This is a genomic window from Companilactobacillus allii, from assembly GCF_001971585.1.
GTDB classification, from domain to species: Bacteria; Bacillota; Bacilli; order Lactobacillales; family Lactobacillaceae; genus Companilactobacillus; species Companilactobacillus allii.
Map to the genome: position 1 here is coordinate 240,493 of NZ_CP019323.1, position 16,477 is coordinate 256,969.

General features: G+C 36.4%; 19 protein-coding genes and 1 other annotated feature. Of the genes, 8 read left to right on the top strand and 11 right to left on the bottom strand.

The window, feature by feature from the left end:
* Positions 1–3: 3 nt before the first annotated feature.
* The 9 genes from BTM29_RS01255 to BTM29_RS01295 form a co-directional block, all read right to left on the bottom strand.
* The gene (locus tag BTM29_RS01255) at positions 4–1,359 is read right to left on the bottom strand and encodes a TIGR03111 family XrtG-associated glycosyltransferase (protein WP_083685887.1); all 1,356 of its coding nucleotides are present in this window, start codon (positions 1,357–1,359) and stop codon (positions 4–6) included.
* Positions 1,359–1,958: an exosortase family protein XrtG gene (gene xrtG, locus BTM29_RS01260; protein WP_076613765.1), complete on the bottom strand. Its 600-nt coding sequence runs from the start codon at positions 1,956–1,958 to the stop codon at positions 1,359–1,361. Before xrtG ends, BTM29_RS01255 begins: the two co-directional genes overlap by 1 nt.
* A 38-nt stretch (positions 1,959–1,996) precedes the next feature.
* On the bottom strand, positions 1,997–3,184 hold the full coding sequence (locus BTM29_RS01265; RefSeq protein WP_076613766.1) for a Firmicu-CTERM sorting domain-containing protein: 1,188 nt from the start codon (positions 3,182–3,184) through the stop codon (positions 1,997–1,999).
* 205 nt (positions 3,185–3,389) lie between these two features.
* On the bottom strand, positions 3,390–4,280 hold the full coding sequence (locus BTM29_RS01270; RefSeq protein ID WP_076613767.1) for an alpha/beta hydrolase: 891 nt from the start codon (positions 4,278–4,280) through the stop codon (positions 3,390–3,392).
* Positions 4,280–4,633 carry a carboxymuconolactone decarboxylase family protein gene (locus BTM29_RS01275; RefSeq protein ID WP_076613768.1) on the bottom strand — a complete coding sequence of 118 codons (354 nt, stop codon included), beginning with the start codon at positions 4,631–4,633 and terminating at the stop codon, positions 4,280–4,282. Before BTM29_RS01275 ends, BTM29_RS01270 begins: the two co-directional genes overlap by 1 nt.
* A 73-nt stretch (positions 4,634–4,706) precedes the next feature.
* On the bottom strand, positions 4,707–5,513 hold the full coding sequence (locus BTM29_RS01280) for a DUF975 family protein (RefSeq protein ID WP_076613769.1): 807 nt from the start codon (positions 5,511–5,513) through the stop codon (positions 4,707–4,709).
* A gap of 61 nt (positions 5,514–5,574) precedes the next feature.
* Complete coding sequence (locus BTM29_RS01285; protein ID WP_076613770.1) at positions 5,575–6,510, bottom strand: DUF4097 family beta strand repeat-containing protein; 936 nt, start codon at positions 6,508–6,510, stop codon at positions 5,575–5,577.
* Complete coding sequence (locus BTM29_RS01290) at positions 6,503–7,165, bottom strand: DUF1700 domain-containing protein (RefSeq protein WP_076613771.1); 663 nt, start codon at positions 7,163–7,165, stop codon at positions 6,503–6,505. The genes BTM29_RS01285 and BTM29_RS01290 overlap by 8 nt, the downstream gene beginning before the upstream one ends.
* On the bottom strand, positions 7,155–7,472 hold the full coding sequence (locus BTM29_RS01295; protein WP_076613772.1) for a PadR family transcriptional regulator: 318 nt from the start codon (positions 7,470–7,472) through the stop codon (positions 7,155–7,157). The genes BTM29_RS01290 and BTM29_RS01295 overlap by 11 nt, the downstream gene beginning before the upstream one ends.
* A 169-nt stretch (positions 7,473–7,641) precedes the next feature.
* Positions 7,642–7,866: a binding site (T-box leader), on the top strand.
* Between the two features lie 166 nt (positions 7,867–8,032).
* On the opposite strand from BTM29_RS01295, the gene BTM29_RS01300 reads away from it, so the two are divergent.
* From BTM29_RS01300 to BTM29_RS01310, 3 genes are read left to right on the top strand one after another with little or no spacing between them, the layout of a single operon-like run.
* Entirely contained in the window at positions 8,033–8,686 is a 654-nt protein-coding gene (locus BTM29_RS01300; protein WP_076613773.1) for an amino acid ABC transporter permease, read from the top strand.
* A gap of 15 nt (positions 8,687–8,701) precedes the next feature.
* Positions 8,702–9,343, top strand: a complete 642-nt coding sequence (locus BTM29_RS01305) for an amino acid ABC transporter ATP-binding protein (RefSeq protein ID WP_076613774.1) — start codon at positions 8,702–8,704, stop codon at positions 9,341–9,343.
* Between the two features lie 20 nt (positions 9,344–9,363).
* On the top strand, positions 9,364–10,221 hold the full coding sequence (locus BTM29_RS01310; RefSeq protein WP_076613775.1) for an amino acid ABC transporter substrate-binding protein: 858 nt from the start codon (positions 9,364–9,366) through the stop codon (positions 10,219–10,221).
* 255 nt (positions 10,222–10,476) lie between these two features.
* Here the strand turns inward: BTM29_RS01310 and BTM29_RS01315 are convergent, their stop codons facing one another.
* Positions 10,477–11,058, bottom strand: coding sequence for a hypothetical protein (locus tag BTM29_RS01315; RefSeq protein ID WP_076613776.1), 582 nt, complete (start codon positions 11,056–11,058; stop codon positions 10,477–10,479).
* Between the two features lie 25 nt (positions 11,059–11,083).
* A complete protein-coding gene (gene arsC / locus BTM29_RS01320; protein WP_076613777.1) occupies positions 11,084–11,491 on the bottom strand; it encodes an arsenate reductase (thioredoxin) in 408 nt (135 codons plus the stop codon).
* 88 nt (positions 11,492–11,579) lie between these two features.
* Here arsC and BTM29_RS01325 point away from each other — a divergent pair, with 88 nt between their 5' ends.
* The 5 genes from BTM29_RS01325 (at position 11,580) to BTM29_RS01345 (ending at position 16,437) form a co-directional block, all read left to right on the top strand.
* On the top strand, positions 11,580–11,885 hold the full coding sequence (locus tag BTM29_RS01325) for an ArsR/SmtB family transcription factor (RefSeq protein ID WP_076613778.1): 306 nt from the start codon (positions 11,580–11,582) through the stop codon (positions 11,883–11,885).
* 59 nt (positions 11,886–11,944) lie between these two features.
* Positions 11,945–12,985, top strand: coding sequence for an ACR3 family arsenite efflux transporter (gene arsB / locus BTM29_RS01330; protein WP_076613779.1), 1,041 nt, complete (start codon positions 11,945–11,947; stop codon positions 12,983–12,985).
* Positions 12,986–13,345: 360 nt separating this feature from the next.
* A complete protein-coding gene (locus BTM29_RS01335) occupies positions 13,346–13,819 on the top strand; it encodes a nucleoside 2-deoxyribosyltransferase (protein WP_076613780.1) in 474 nt (157 codons plus the stop codon).
* Between the two features lie 75 nt (positions 13,820–13,894).
* Complete coding sequence (locus tag BTM29_RS01340) at positions 13,895–15,073, top strand: CynX/NimT family MFS transporter (RefSeq protein WP_225972217.1); 1,179 nt, start codon at positions 13,895–13,897, stop codon at positions 15,071–15,073.
* A gap of 146 nt (positions 15,074–15,219) precedes the next feature.
* Entirely contained in the window at positions 15,220–16,437 is a 1,218-nt protein-coding gene (locus BTM29_RS01345; protein WP_076613781.1) for an MFS transporter, read from the top strand.
* Positions 16,438–16,477 lie beyond the last annotated feature (40 nt).

The following is a 16,477-nucleotide window of genomic DNA, read 5'->3' on the forward strand; positions in this document are numbered from 1 at the left end:
GAATCATTTTCCTTCCCTATCTTTACTACGCTGTTCTTTAACCGTTTTAACATCATCTTTGAAAACACTTTGCAACTGAGTTATCTCTGTATTGATATTCTTCATTTGCCAAGAAGATCTAGTCGTCATCCCGTTGATGATCCCAATCAAACGTATCCACGAACAGATGAACATATATACAGGTAGCGTCATAACGACCCACCACAACTTCAGATAATAATGTTGCTCATCATGATATTCACGCAATAGAATACCGACACTGATAAAGTTGATCAATCCGACAAATACATATAGTGCATAGATCAATATGTATGATAACAACAAGATTATCGGCGAATATCCAAAAGCTATCAAAACAAAACTCGCAAAGGTCCAGATCATTCTAGGAAAACTGAAGGTATGATCAATAATCATCCGACGAACCAAAAAGTTGTTAAAGAACTCCTTTAAACCGGCTGTTTTGGCCATATAGTTATGGGCAACTTCCATCTCACCACGTTGCCATCGCTGCCTTTGAGTATACAATTCATTCAATCCAGAAATCGGCTCACAATAAAAAATGGCATTGGAACAAATAACGACCTTTTTACCAAGTCGTGTCCGAATCTGAAAAGTCATATCAGTATCCTCACCAATAGTATCAATATCATACAAGAATGTTTCCATTAATACTTCTCGTCTAAAAGCTGAGAATGCACCTGACATTGTAAACAACTGATCACGTGAGGATTCAATCGTTCGACCAGATAGGAAAGCTTGAGCATATTCGTAATATTCATTTTTGGCCAAAATACGATGCCAAAACCCTTTAACATTTTGAACCATTGAAGAATTGGGCAATATAGCCCCCGTCATGGCCGCAATACTTGGGTCATTCTCAAATCGTAGCACCATATTCTTAACTGCATTAGGTTCTAGTACACCATCACTATCAATATTGATTACATAATTACCAATACTCTCATAAATGGCAGTATTCAACGCCTTAGCCTTACCATTATCAGTATTAACATAGCGCAAAATCAATTCTGGAAAGGTGTTTTGTGCCTTCGCATAGACGCCGAAGCTATCATCTGTACTCTGATTGTTCGCTAGTACGATCTGCATAGCTTTCTTGGTATACGTCTGATTATTTATCGATTCAATACATGCAAATAAAGTATCCTCTGAATTATAGACTGGCACAATAATGGAAACCCATGGCCACTTGCCAGGAGCTTCTAGTTTTGGCTCATGCAAATGCATATACATCAGCTTAATGGTCGATACGATTGCTGGGATTATTTCAACAACAATCGGGATCAATGCCCAAGTGATCCAAAATCCCATCCGGCTCAAAGCTAAATTGATCCAGTACATCACTGTTTATGATGCCCCCAATCTAAGAATTCTCGATAAATTCCACGTGTCAACTGAGAATAAGTGAATACATTGTAATACAATGCAATAACCAGCACATAGAAAACTAATCGTCCAATAACCGAGTGAGCTAGAAAGAAAGCACTACCACCACCAAAATGAACAATCGTTATAACGATAATCAAGCGCAAAACATTACTCAAATAAATAAAAACCAAACCGAAAATAGCATAGAATACCTTCTCCTTACGCTTATACATTGGAAAAAATACCGTCAAAGCAATAAACGCACAAGTTTCTATAATTCCGGAACATTCGTAATCAATCGACATTACTACAGGATTGTGCCCATTTGTGATGTAAACAAGTCCTGTTTTTAACATCACATTACTCCAATTAGTTATTCTGCTGAATAAATCCACCCCGTGTATGACGGCATGGGTAAAAAACCAGACCCAATATGGCCGACTAATTGCTGTGAGAATAAAGAAAAGTCCAGCACTACCAACGATGAAGAAGAAAGCAGATAGCTGGGCTCGCTTTAGCACTGACAACACATACAGCCATACCACGATGCCTAGCAGGATATATACGTTCATAAAATATCAGTCCTATTATTTAATTTGTAAAACATAAACTACTTACCAGAAATACGTAAGTCCTTCTTATCTAAGTAGCCTTTTCTCTTAAGCTGAACATAACCGAGAATAGCCACAACAGCACCAATTCCAGAAAGTAGGATTGGGCCAGTTGAACCACCGGCAACAGTAACTTTTTGAGCACCAATATTAGGATTACTCATTGTTATAGTTTGTCCAGTCATTGATGAAACACCAAGTTTACTCATATCGATCTTAAACTCAGCCACACTCTTATTATCTACATTAGAAACATAACCAGTACCGACAGTCCCGTATTGATGGCCCTCATTAATATCGCCACCAGTAAGGCTGATCTTCTTACTTTCGCCAGAGCTTAGATTATTGCTGATATTGTCTGACCAAATATAGAATTTCTTGCCACCAATATCGAAGTTATAATCACCATAACCCGGTACGGTACCATTCTTCATTTTGACATAGACGTATATATTATCACCGTCACTAGACATAGCAGTATAACCGTTATATCCTTCTGTCAAAGTCATGTTCTTCCAATCTTGATACTTACCATCAATATTAGTATTCAAATTATCATTATCATTACTTGCATTAACATCTGTAGGTGTATCACCTTTTTCATTTGTGTCACCCTTATCGGTAACTACTCCAGTAGATGTTGTTGGACTTGTAATATTTGTTGACGTAGTAGCTGGGGTATTCCCAATACTATAGGCTCTTACTGAAACCTTTTGACTAGCTGATGAACTAGAATCATCAAACTTGCTTAGATCAATTCTGAATTCACCTACACCAGAACCATTATCTTGACTTACATAACCAGTACCGACAGTTCCGTATTGGTCACCGCCATCCCATTTTCCACCAGTGAAACTAACTTGCTTAGAATCACCACTTGAACCATCAGAAGACTTAGATGACATATAATAATCCTTGCCATTGATTGACAATACATACCCTGAACTCGGTACGTCACCGTATTGCATATGAACATAGATATCTGCATATTGTCCATCGCCAACTATGGCGATACCACCATTATATCCAGTAGTTAGTTTGGTACTTTGCCAATCAGAATATTGACCATCGATTGCGATATTTGAACTAGTATCATCCGCATTAACTGTTGCAGAATTCGTAAACACTGTTAACCCTGACAAACCAAGTGCAAGTGCACCTACCATTATCATTTTGTGTAATTTCATAATATCAGTTTCCCCCTCTGAATAATTATGAATCATATTTTATATTACTTTATATAATTATATCTATATTTATTTTAACGCTTTTTGTGCTCATACTAAAGGAACTTCGACCCTAAGTTGCAGTGAAAACGCGTGCCAAAACACAATTTTTTCGTCCAGTCCAAAAAAGCCCTGCATTTACTTACGTAAATACCGGACTCAAAGGCTATCGCACCTTGTCAAACTCTGCCTCAAAAAACTTCTGTTCATCATCATTACACTCACGAGCCAAGTCGTCACGCATATTGACATGGAATACATGACCACGAGGGTGGTCTTCATCACCATAAATTTTGAATTCATGTTTAATATTAGAGTCACACAAGAATTGATCCATTCTGACTGCTTCATCATGTAAGAAGTCTTGATTGGCGGACATAACATACAATGGTGGAACTGTTGCATCGATGTAATTTTGTGGTGTCATTTGTTCATGCATTTCTTTTTGTACCTTAGCAGTGAAATAAGATTCCACCGCACCTGAGATTGCTCCCGGACGATTTAGGAAATATACGCCACAATTCATTGCAGCACCAAGAATGTTCACTTTATCAAGCTCTTTAAATCCAAACCAATCACGATAATTGGTATTAGAATAGGCTGTCATAAATTGCAATACCATATTGCCACCGGCACTGTCACCTACAAGAAAGACACGGTTCAAATCAAGATTATATTCTTCAGCATTTTCAGATACCCACTGCATAACCTTATCAGTATCTTGCAAAGCACCTGGGAACACTGTTTCTGGTGCTAGTCGATAATTGAAATTAACAAATGCAAAGCCACGCTTGGCCCAATCTAACCCATAGAATTGATAAGTCTCTTTGGTTCCATAGAAATACCCACCACCATGACAATTTACTATTACTGGTAACTTTCCGGGAGTGTTATTTGGTTCATACACGTCCAATAAATTTGAGACTCCAACAGGTCCATAACTAATATCGTTATAACGCTTAACACCCTTGGGATTAGTTGGTAATCCTAGATCTCTGTGGTCGTCACTTTTCTTCCACTCTAAGCGCATTTTTCTAGCTTCTTCAAAATTATCCATTATTTTTTGCCTTCACTACCTAATAATTCTTCCATTGCATCAAGTGCCGTACCACCGTATACATAGGCAGGTCCACCACTCATAACAATCGCTGTATTAACTGTCTCGACTATCTCTTCTCTAGTTGCTCCAGCCTTGATTGCATTACGTAAATGATCAAGGATACATCCCTCACAGCGAATCGAAATTGCTACACACAAACACATTAACTCCTTTGACTTATGAGGTAGTGCGCCGTCTTTTAATGCTGAAGCGTGTAAGCTCAAAAAGTCCTTACCCGGTTCACCTGACATCTCTGTTAACAAACCATAGTTTTGTGAAATCTTGTCTAACTTCTCTTTATAATATGCCATTAGTCAATTCTCCCATATTCGTTTAGTTCCATGATATCGCTTACAGAAAAATATGCAAAAAAAACAACGACAATTAAGCCGCCGCTTTTGCTCTATTTGCTTTATCAACCTCACTGATTTTGGCATAAAATGCTGCCAAAGTAAGTTGCTCATAGGGATGCAACCAGATCGATAAAATTTCATGTGTCATTAAATTAACAATTTCCCATAATAAAAATTCAAAACAGATGAAGAACAATGTTGTCTTGTGTCCACGCATCAATCTTGAGCTCTTTGCTAAACTCAAGAAGGTTGCACGAATCGACCAAGTCTTATTCTTATCCACATCATCCTTCAAAATATAAAAGCTCTGACTAAAAATAAGAAAGAACCAAATACCAGGAATAATGTACAGTGATAATCCAGCTTCAACGAATACACCAAGCATTGCTGTAATGAACAAAACTGGGAAGAAAAATCTACTACTGAAAACTTGTAGACTATCCTTCAAAGCATTGATCTCTAAATTTGGGTGACGCATTTTATCTAGCATTGTATATCCAACTCCTGTACAGACAAGTACGAAGAAAAATAAAAACGCAAAGATAATAACGCTACTACCCGGAGTCAAGCTAAGTGCATATTTAGTAGCTGCAGATGGATCATTAGCCATTTGTTGGGAAATCTCGCTTAAACGTTCACTGGCTTCTTGTGGATTACTAAAACTAACGCCCAATTCGCCTAGCCATGAATTATAGATTCTAGTTCCAAAATACATAGCAACCAAACGCATCAGGATGGGAAAAATATTCAAAGCAACATTTCCCTTGATATCCTTGAGGAAGGTACGCATTGCCAATCTTCTAACTTCTAAGGAGTTTACCCTTTTATAATTATTCATTAATATCCCTCACAGTACCGAATATTATAACATATCGCTAGTGAGTTTCTACTTGATAGACTTATTTACCGTTGACTTTGATCGAACCATTATCAGTTTGAACCTTTAGTAGATCATCTGAATCAGGATTATTTTGATAACTCTTACCTTTTGATTCACCATAATAAGTGACATTTCCATTAACAGTCAACAGATCTATGCCTTGTACATCAACTGTATCAGCTGAAAAACTTCCATTTTTCATTTTGAAGTTATTCGCACCTTTTAGAGTTGAATCCTTAATATCAGCATGACCATTATCAGTTTCAAAAGTTAGATTATCTAGAATTCCCTTATCAACATCCAAATCAACATTGTGTGTATTGATTATAGAATTCTTAATTGTTCCTTCAGAAAAAGTGATATTCGAATTATTTGATTCATTTAATTCAAAGTTCTCAACATCACTACGTACAAATTCCAAATAGCTCGACTCCAAATCAATATTCTTAGCGTTTTTAATCACTGAATCAGTGAACGTGATTGATCCATATGCACCACTAGAAACTTTAAGTTTATCAATATTTAATCCGTTAACATTCATATACAATTGATTCATATTCAGGTTCAATTCTTTAAGATTTGAACCACTTGGGACAGTTATCGTTATTTGAGGATTATTGTTGGATGATATACCGATAATATCCTTGTATTTACCAAATTTGTTCCCAGTAATATACAAAGTACCATCAGAAACATAATAATCACTATTACGTAACTCATCACCATCTATTTGTATCTTATATTTATCACCAGTTTCAATATTTACAGAGTGAGCATCACTATCAACTTTTATTTTATTGAACTTGTGAAGTTTCTCAGTTTTATTTACTGACTTAGATATTTTGAAACCATGATTCCACAAGACAGTGGTCTCAGCGTGCATAGCCACTCCACCGCCAAGTAAAATAGCACCAAGTATGATCAAATATAATCCCATCACAAAATACTTACGCATTATTTTTGTCCTCCTTGCTTGGTCTCTTTCTTCCATATAATAGTTTCTTACCGATCCAACGGAAGAAAATAACCACAACTTGGAAGAACCATTTGAACATCGCAATAACTATAGGAATTAAGAAGAAGTCAATTCCCAAAGCTATTAGACCTCCACCGACATAAAACAGTGTAGTGGCAAATGATTGAGTGATAACTGATATTCCTACAAATATAGCTCCGATTCCCAAGATAGCTGAAAGTGCTACTAAGAATACAAACAACAAGACTCCAAAAATTGCCATACCGACTACAACTGCTAACATAATGAGCAATACAACAGCAAATGGAATAGCCACTGGTGTCGCAAATAATCCTAAGATAATCAGCCATATCATGCGGACATTTTTCTTAGCTTTTTGCTCTGTAGGAATATTACCATTATCAACATTTTGATAATCTTCTTCTGACATCTTAATAGAATAATCAGTTAGAACCTTTCTAGCCAAATGCTTAGGTGTTCCCAGTTCATTGATTATTTTATCTGATGTATCAAGTTTTGCATCGATAATAAATTCTCGATAAAATTCCAAGACATCTTTTCGCTCATCCTCATCTAGTTGTCCCAGATAAACTTCAAACTCATTGATGTATGATTCAACAACTTTAGTTTCCATCGTTTCCCTCCAAAATAATATCTGTTGCCTCGCGTAATTCTTTCCAATTTGCACGAATTCTAGTTAATTCATCCAGACCAAGCTCAGTGATCTTGTAATATCTCCGGTTACGTCCTTCATAGGCTTGATCATATGTCTCTAACCAACCCATCTTTTTTAACCGTCTGAGAATTGGATACATGGTCGATTCTGAAATAGGGAATACCTTTTGCACTTCCCTAGTAATCGCATATCCGTAGTAATCTTCTCGAGTTAGTAAGGACAGGACTGAGCCCTCAAGAATCTCAGTTGATACTTGAATTGCCATATTATCTCCTCATTTCTTAATACTATACGAAGTTACAATACTATACGTCGTATAATATGGTTGCATACATAATATACCGCAGCATATATTGTAAGTCAATAACTCATTCAAATTAATTCTTGACAATATATAATTTTGGCTTTATCATTGTTTCAACATTTAAACACGTACAAAAACGACGACAGAAGAGTAATTTGTTAAGTTGGTTCAGAGAGTTGACGGTGGTGCAAGTCAATCCATTTAGTGAATGAAACACATCTGTAAGTTGAATAACTGAAGTCATAGTAAGTTATTTCGGTAGTCCCGTTACCACTGAAGTTATTTAATAACTTTTTGAGTCTAATACCGTGAGATATTAGAAATCAGAGGTGGTACCGCGAAATTCGCCCTCTTAGTCTTTTTGGCTAAGAGGGCTTTTTTATATCACAATTACAATAACTTCCTGAGGTTAATGTCGTAAGATATTAACGAATCAGAGGTGGAATCACGATACGTCGTCCTCTTAGTCTTTTGGCTAAGGGGATTTTTTTGTAGGTTTTAATTTAAGGGGAGGAATCAACATGAATTATATTTTTGAAATATTACCATCACTACTAAGTGGTACTGCAATGACACTTAAAATTTTCTTTTGGACTATTATTTGTTCCCTTCCATTAGGAATCCTTGTTTCACTAGGAAGAAACTCAAAATTCAAACCACTAAGTTGGATCATTTCCTTTTATATCTGGGTGATGCGTGGAACTCCACTACTACTACAACTTATCTTCGTCTTTTATGGCCTACCAAACATGCCCTTCGCACATATTGTCTTCGAGCGATATGATGCAGCACTTTTTGCCTTTATCCTAAACTACACAGCCTACTTTGCTGAGATATTCCGTGGTGGTTTTGGTGCCATCAGTGAAGGCCAGTTTGAAGGTGCTAAGGTACTTGGATTGAATTATTTCCAAACTATTAGGAAGATCATCGTTCCCCAAGTTGTCAAAATAGTCTTACCTTCAATTGGTAACGAAGTTATCAACTTGGTCAAAGATTCATCATTAGTATACGTAATTGGATTAGGTGACCTACTTCGTGCCGGAAATATCGCCAGTTCCCGTGATGTCACTCTTGTACCGTTAGTATTAGTTGGTGTTATCTATCTACTATTAACATTGGTATGTACTTGGATATTAAGATTGCTTGAAAAACGTTTCAGTTATTATAGAGATTAATGGGAGGAAAAACTTATGCTTGAACTTAAAAATATTACAAAAAGTTTTGATGGCAAGACAATTTTAGATAACCTTAGCCTAGAGGTCAAAGACAACTCTATTTTGAGTATTGTTGGACCTTCAGGAGCTGGTAAAACAACGCTTCTTCGTTGTATTGCTGGTCTTGAAACTGTTGATTCCGGTTCATTTATCTTGAATGATAAGCCATTTGACCCTTCTGATGAGACTTCCAAGGAACGTGTTGTTGGGGTGGTTTTTCAAGATTTCAACCTCTTCCCTCATCTATCTGTTATTGAGAACATCACACTAGCTCCAATGATGGTCCTAAAACAAGACAAAAATACAGCCAAACAAAAAGCTGAAGTAATCCTCAAACAATTGGAATTAGACGACTTAGCTAACCAATATCCATTCGAGTTATCTGGTGGTCAAAAACAACGTGTTGCTATTGCCCGTGCATTGGCTATGCAACCAAAGATTCTTTGTTACGACGAACCAACCTCAGCACTTGATCCTAGTTTGCGTGATGCTGTCGCTGAAGTTATTTTGAATTTGAAAAAGACAGGTATAACACAGATCGTCATCACCCATGATCCAGAATTCGCCAAAAAGATTGCCGATCAACTATTAGAAGTTAAACCAATTACTAACAAATAATTAAGGGGGGTTAATATATTATGAGAAAAAAACTAGTTTCACTCGTTGCCCTCTTAGCCAGCCTAATCATGGTATTGAGTCTTAGTGGTTGTGGAAGTAAAAAGTCAATCGCGCAAGAAGCCAATACTGCAGACACTTGGAGTTCTATCAAGAAACGTGGACGAGTTATTATTGGACTAGATGACACTTTTGTTCCTATGGGATTCCGTCAAAAGAACGGTAAGTTAGTCGGCTATGATATTGATTTGGCCAAAGCAGTCTTCAAACAATATGGTATTAAAGCTGACTTCCAACCGATTGATTGGAATATGAAAGAAACTGAATTGCGTAATCGTACTATTGATCTAATCTGGAACGGCTATACAATTACACCAGCTCGCCAAAAACAGATTGCCTTCTCACGTCCTTACATGGCCAATAGACAAGTCCTTGTTACTAAGAAAAGTGAAAATATAACTAGCTTTTCTGGCATGCAAAATAAGACTCTGGGCGTTCAAACCAGTTCTTCTGGTGCAAGTTTGTTGGATGAACACCCTGGTATGTTGAAAGACTATATCAAGGATAAAACTCCAGTAATGTATGATTCATTCAATAATGCCTTTATGGATCTTGATGCTGGTAGGATTCAAGGGATGTTGATAGATAGCGTTTATGCTGGATATTATATTCAACATGAAAAGAATCCTGATTCATATCAAACAACCGTCGGTGGATTCGATGGTGAAGATTTTGCCGTTGGTATGAGAAAAGGCGATAAGACCTTAAAGGGAAAGATTGATTCAGCACTCCAACAATTGGCTAACGATGGAACACTTAAAAAGATCAATGAGAAGTGGTTTGGTACTAATGATAATTCGCTAGTTGAACCTGAAAAATAAAGAGAGTGTGGCAGAACACGTTCAGTTTTCGTTTATAAGCCTAAAATGCCGGTATTTACGCAAGTGAATATCGGTCTTTTAGGCTTATATTGAGAAAATTATGTTTTGGCACACGTTTTCACTGCAAATTTATAGTGGAAACGTGTGAAAATACACAATTTCTTCCGTTTAACAAAAATAGTTCCGGAATTCATTTTCGTGAATTCCGGAACTATTTGCGTTAATACTCGAAAATTACCCGTGCATTTTCACACTCTAATTCTTTGATTTTAGTCTCAATACAGTAACTTTTTTATTAGTTTGTTTTTCTATTTCACTTACTACTTGCCCTATATTTCTCATATCTACATCATTCGATGTAAAAGGCAAATCAACTTCTTTATCATCCTTTAATAATATCTTCAAATAATAACCCTTTGAGAATAACCCTAAGGCTGATCCCACGACATAAAAGCTAGCATCTACTGCACCTTCTGATCCAATTCCTTTCGGCACACTCATCCCTTCACCCACTACTAATGAAATTGAATTTATTTCAGTAAAAGTTATTAATAATCTATTAGTGAATGATGGAAACAATATAGCTGCGACTCTTTTTGTGAATTTACTGTAGTCATAGTAGTAAATGCCCTTTTCAGTAACAAGCCAATAACTATGATTACCGTCAATATTAACTGTAAAAATCGACAAAATAACTATTAAACATACCAGTCCAAATATTATTCCTAATTTAAGCTCATTAGATGTTATTGAAATTAAATATCCGACAAATATACTGATTACTAATGTTATTAATAATGGATAATAATTGATTTTTTTACCAAATTTTATGCTCATAATAATTTCCCCCTTATCAACATGTTTATTCAAATTTCAAAGTTAATATCAAGTCTTTAATCTGGTCACGAATTTTACGAAATTCAACCAACTTTTCACTTTCTGATCCTGTTACTGCTGCGGGATCAGGTAATGGCCAATGTAATTTTTTTACAGTTGCAGGAGTTACCGGACACTTATCACGAGCATCTCCACATAAGGTAACTACCAAATCACAACTATTAAGATAATCAACATCGATTAACTTAGAATACTGTCCAGAAATATCAATCCCCACTTCTGCCATTACTTTAACAGCATAATTATTTAGTCCATGTGTCTCAACACCGGCGCTTGCCACTTCCCAATCATTACCTAACAACTCACGACCAAACCCCTCTGCCATTTGACTGCGACATGAATTACCTGTACATAGGAAATAAATTCTCTTCATAGTTACCTCCAGTAACGAATTTTGACATTATAATTTGTTTAAGTTAATATTACAGCATACATAGACGAATATCTATATGAGGTGAAAAATGAATTATCAAAATTACGTAAACTCTTTAAAAGCTATGTCTGATGAAAATAGACTGAAAATAATTGAATTAATCTCTGACCGGACTTTATGCGCCTGTGACTTATTAGATTATTTCAACTTTACACAACCTACCCTTTCACATCATATGAAGATTCTGGAAGATTCCGGAATAGTAAAAAGTTATCGCGAAGGTAAATGGAAACATTATTCGCTAAATGAAGAATTTGCGTCTGGTTTCTTTGAGAATACTAAACAATTGCTATCAAGCAATTCAAAGTGTGTTTGTGACTACAATAAAAAGTAGTTTATTTTTCAAATCAATAGATAGATATTAATCTATATGTTATAAAGGGGGAATATATTTTGAGAAATACAAGTAAGAAATTATCATTATTTGACCGGTATATGACCTGGTGGATAATTTTGGCTATGATTATTGGTGTATCAATTGGCTACTTCTGGCCTAACACCGCCAATATCATCAATGATCTATCGATTGGCACAACATCGATTCCAATTGCCATTGGGCTAATATTAATGATGTATCCACCACTAACCAAAGTTAAATATGAAGAAATGGGACACGTCTTCAAAGATTGGAAAACCTTAGCTGTTTCACTAATTCAAAACTGGATTGTTGGCCCAATAGTTATGTTCACTTTAGCAGTTATTTTTTTGCACAACTATCCTAGCTACATGACTGGTTTAATCATGATTGGTCTGGCAAGATGTATCGCCATGGTCATTGTTTGGAGTGAGCTAGCTCAAGGAGATAGTGAATATACAGCTGGATTGGTAGCCTTTAACGCAGTATTTCAGATAGTTTTCTATTCATTCTTTGCTTACCTTTTTATTACAATAATCCCTGGATGGTTAGGTCTACAAACTCACACTGTCAATGTTCCAATGGCATCAATTGCAAAAAGTGTCATGATATATTTGGGTATTCCATTTATTGCCGGAATTGCTTCAAGATATTTATTGATACATTTCAAAGGTAAGAACTGGTTTGAGAACATTTATGTACCCAAAATAAGTCGTATAACATTCTGGGCATTAATTTTCACTGTAATCGTTATGTTCTCAGTAAAAGGAGAAAAAGTCGTTCAATTACCACTAGACGTTGTAAGAATTGCTATTCCATTACTATTGTATTTCTTAATAATGTTCTTTGTATCATTTGGAATTGCTCATCATCGTGGAACGAGTTATCCCATTGCAACATCATTATCATTAACAGCTGCAAGCAATAACTTTGAACTTGCTATTGCGGTGGCTGTCAGTGTATTTGGTATAGGTTCTGGGGAAGCGTTTACCGCCGTTATTGGGCCATTAGTCGAAGTACCGGTATTATTAAGTTTAGTTAATGTAGCACTAAAGTATCGTAATAAATTCAAAAACTAAGAGCGATAAGTAATCTAATTAACATCAGATTACTTATCGCTCTTATCTTTTCTATTATAAAAAAGAATTTCCTAATCTTACCCATCTATAGCACGTCTATACCTAAAAAATTAATAACAAAAATGCTATCAATATCCCCACGATTGCAAGATAACTTACGTTGCGTTCATTATCCCGTAAGTTCTTTTTCTTCTTCATGGTATTTTCTTCCTCCGTGCTTAATTCCGTTATACCATCTTATATAATCAATTGAAAGAAAAATTTTAACTATGTAAGCCATATCATATAACGGTACTATAGTATTCACACACCGTTATAACGTATAATATACCATATCGTACAAAAGGGGAGAACGACTTCATGAATAAAAAAAATCGTGTATATTTGGCTGGACCATTCTTCAGCAAGGAACAAACCAATCGACTTAATGAGATTGAAAAAATACTTAATGAAAATGAGACAATCGGCGATATTTTCCGTCCCGGTGACAGTGAATATACTCCTGCTAAAATTGGAACTTTTGAATGGCAAACTGCAGTGTTCAAACACGATATAACTAATATCAACACTTCAGATCTTGTTATTGCCATGTTAGATTACAAGTTAGAAAATTCAGAATTTGAACCAGATTCTGGTACTATTTGGGAATGCGGCTATGCCTTTGCCAATAATATTCCTGTAATAGGAATTCGCTATGAGGATAATCAACCACTTAACTTGATGCTTGCTGGAAGTTTAACAGCATTTTTCAAGGGAGAAAAAAGTATTGAATCAATCAAAGATTATGACTTCAACACTTTAATGACACGTTATGAAGATGTCGATATAATTTAAGAAGATTAGCCATTAGTTTGGTTTGATCTTTTTTTGTTTTACACTAGTAGTAACAATCATCAGGGGGGAATATTTTTGAATTCTATAACCACAGCAAAAAAATCCAACAAATACTTTTTATTCAGTATGATGTTAATCGCCGCAAACCTGCGTCTACCAATCACTATCATGCCACCACTACTTGAAAGAATTGAGCAAAACTTTGATATACCTAGCTCAATGGCCGGATTATTAACATCCATCCCACTGCTTGCCTTTGCAATTTTCTCACCGATCATTGTCAAAATTGCTAACAAACGTGGAAATGAACTGACAATTTTCTTATTTTTTATTTTGCTTCTAGTCGGAAGTTATTTACGAGTGATTCCAACGATTTGGGCCTTGTTCTTGGGGACGGCATTAGTTGGTATCGGTATTGATAGTGGGAACGTCTTGCTTCCTGCCATCATCAAGGACAAAATGCCGACACAGATTCCACTCGGTACTAGTCTTTACACCCTATCGATGCTTCTAATAGGTGCAATCGGTACTGCTTTATCTGGATATCTCATTACCAGAATAAATCTAGGAACAACACTTGGAGTGATTTCTATTATGGGAATTATTGCATTCGTGTTCTGGATCCCAAATATTTTTCATAATCAAAAATCACCTGTGGACCAGAATATTACTGCACCAAAATATCACACCGTTTGGCGTCAGCATCTAGGTTGGTTGATAACCTTATACTTTGGACTTCAATCAGTTATTTATTATTCACTATTAACCTGGCTACCAAAAGTCCTCAGTAGTCACGGTGTCACAACTATCTTCTCTAGTAACTTATTAACCATCCTACAACTAGCCGGGTTACCTTGTTCATTCATAGTTCCCCTTTTGGCTCCTAGAAAGATGGGCATGAGGGTATTAATATCCTTAGTTACTCTTGGTTACGTGATTGCTCCATTGTCCTTTTTGCTTCCAACTACAAGCGGATTATATCTTGTCTTTTGGTCAATTATTATGGGAGTCGCTCAAGGTGTAGCTTTCAATACTGCCATTTTCTTCTTCACGAATAAAACCAGCAATCCTTATCAAACTGCTGAAGTTTCTGGTATGGCACAGTCTGCCGGATACTTACTAGCTGCCTTTGGGCCAGTGGCCTTTGGACTCTTACGCCAAAGCTCGATCATTCTGATTACATTAGCCACACTTGCTGTATTGTTGACGGTAACTGGAATAATAATTAATAAATCATCCCTTATAAAAGAATAAATTGAATTTGTTTAAACCTTGATACATTAACCTTTTTACTGAATATACAGTAATTCTCCTCTTGTATATAATTTTTTTGCGTGCTATTATACATTCAAGCAAAATAAGGAACGACAGTGAGCGTTCATTTTGGAGGAAAATATACTATGAAAATAGTCGCAAATAACAATTCAACCCATCTAGATAGCTACCGAGCTAAAGTGGTTGCTTCCACAGCATCAGGTTTTGGATTAGAGAATATGGACGTTATGTTTTTATCATTCGCCCTCTCATCCATTATCGCCGAATTCGGATTAAGTGGAACGCAAGCCGGAATGATCTCTACGATCACGAACATCGGTATGCTTATAGGTGGTATTTTTTTTGGAATTTTAGCCGATAGAGTCGGTAGAATCAAAACTTTTACTTATACGATCTTCATCTTCGCTATTGCTACTGGAGCAATGTTCTTCGCTCACAATCTAACACTAGTATATATTTGCCGCTTCTTCGCCGGAATCGGTGGCGGTGGTGAATATGGTATTGGTATGACAGTACTAGCAGAGAGTTTCTCCAAGAAAAAGCTTGGACGAGTTTCAAGCTGGGTCGGTATGGCTGGACAAGGTGGTGCTATCATTGCTGCACTTTTGGCAACATTAGTAATCCCAACTCTTGGCTGGCATGCATTATTCCTATTCGGAATTCTTCCAGTTGTCATCACATTTTTCATCAGACATCACTTAAAAGAAAGTGATACCTTCATCAAATCCTCCAAAGAAAAACACGGCAGTGTTAAAGAATTATTCGCTACACCAAAAATTGCACATCAAACAATTGCCTTGATGGTTATGGCAATCGTCCAAATTGCCGGATACTTCGGACTAATGAATTGGTTACCAACAATCATGCAAAAGCAATTGAATCTAACAGTTGCCAGTTCCACTTGGATGATTGCTACTATCCTTGGTATGTGTGCCGGAATGTTAACCTTCGGCTGGATCCTAGATACACTCGGACCAAGATTGGCCTTTGGGATTTTCCTAGTATGTTCAACAATCGGCGTTTACGTTTTAACATTACCAACAAACATGATTTCTCTAATCATCGTCGGAGCAATCGTCGGTTACTTCTCAAACGGAATGTTCGCCGGATATGGAGCAGTAGTAAGTAGACTCTATCCAACCGAGATACGTGCCACGGCAAATAACGTAATCATGAATACCGGACGTTGTATCGGTGGATTCTCAAGTCTAGCAATAGGCTGGATCCTTGATAATTACAACATTCTAACAGTTATGATGTTTATCTCAACCCTATATGTAATCAGCTTTATCGTCATGATGACAATAAGTAATTTGAAGGCTGAAAATTATAAACAAGCCTAAAAACAGAGCGCTTCAAAATACGGGAATTCCCGAGCATTAA

Coding starts and splice junctions, on each gene's coding strand:
- BTM29_RS01325 (WP_076613778.1), top strand. CDS start 11,580: ATGAATTATCAAAATTACGTAAACTCTTTAAAAGCTATGTCTGATGAA.
- BTM29_RS01285 (WP_076613770.1), bottom strand. CDS start 6,510: ATGCGTAAGTATTTTGTGATGGGATTATATTTGATCATACTTGGTGCT.
- BTM29_RS01255 (WP_083685887.1), bottom strand. CDS start 1,359: ATGTACTGGATCAATTTAGCTTTGAGCCGGATGGGATTTTGGATCACT.
- BTM29_RS01335 (WP_076613780.1), top strand. CDS start 13,346: ATGAATAAAAAAAATCGTGTATATTTGGCTGGACCATTCTTCAGCAAG.
- BTM29_RS01305 (WP_076613774.1), top strand. CDS start 8,702: ATGCTTGAACTTAAAAATATTACAAAAAGTTTTGATGGCAAGACAATT.
- BTM29_RS01345 (WP_076613781.1), top strand. CDS start 15,220: ATGAAAATAGTCGCAAATAACAATTCAACCCATCTAGATAGCTACCGA.
- BTM29_RS01315 (WP_076613776.1), bottom strand. CDS start 11,058: ATGAGCATAAAATTTGGTAAAAAAATCAATTATTATCCATTATTAATA.
- BTM29_RS01300 (WP_076613773.1), top strand. CDS start 8,033: ATGAATTATATTTTTGAAATATTACCATCACTACTAAGTGGTACTGCA.
- xrtG (WP_076613765.1), bottom strand. CDS start 1,958: ATGAACGTATATATCCTGCTAGGCATCGTGGTATGGCTGTATGTGTTG.
- BTM29_RS01295 (WP_076613772.1), bottom strand. CDS start 7,472: ATGGCAATTCAAGTATCAACTGAGATTCTTGAGGGCTCAGTCCTGTCC.
- BTM29_RS01280 (WP_076613769.1), bottom strand. CDS start 5,513: ATGAATAATTATAAAAGGGTAAACTCCTTAGAAGTTAGAAGATTGGCA.
- BTM29_RS01265 (WP_076613766.1), bottom strand. CDS start 3,184: ATGAAATTACACAAAATGATAATGGTAGGTGCACTTGCACTTGGTTTG.
- BTM29_RS01310 (WP_076613775.1), top strand. CDS start 9,364: ATGAGAAAAAAACTAGTTTCACTCGTTGCCCTCTTAGCCAGCCTAATC.
- BTM29_RS01270 (WP_076613767.1), bottom strand. CDS start 4,280: ATGGATAATTTTGAAGAAGCTAGAAAAATGCGCTTAGAGTGGAAGAAA.
- BTM29_RS01290 (WP_076613771.1), bottom strand. CDS start 7,165: ATGGAAACTAAAGTTGTTGAATCATACATCAATGAGTTTGAAGTTTAT.
- BTM29_RS01275 (WP_076613768.1), bottom strand. CDS start 4,633: ATGGCATATTATAAAGAGAAGTTAGACAAGATTTCACAAAACTATGGT.
- arsC (WP_076613777.1), bottom strand. CDS start 11,491: ATGAAGAGAATTTATTTCCTATGTACAGGTAATTCATGTCGCAGTCAA.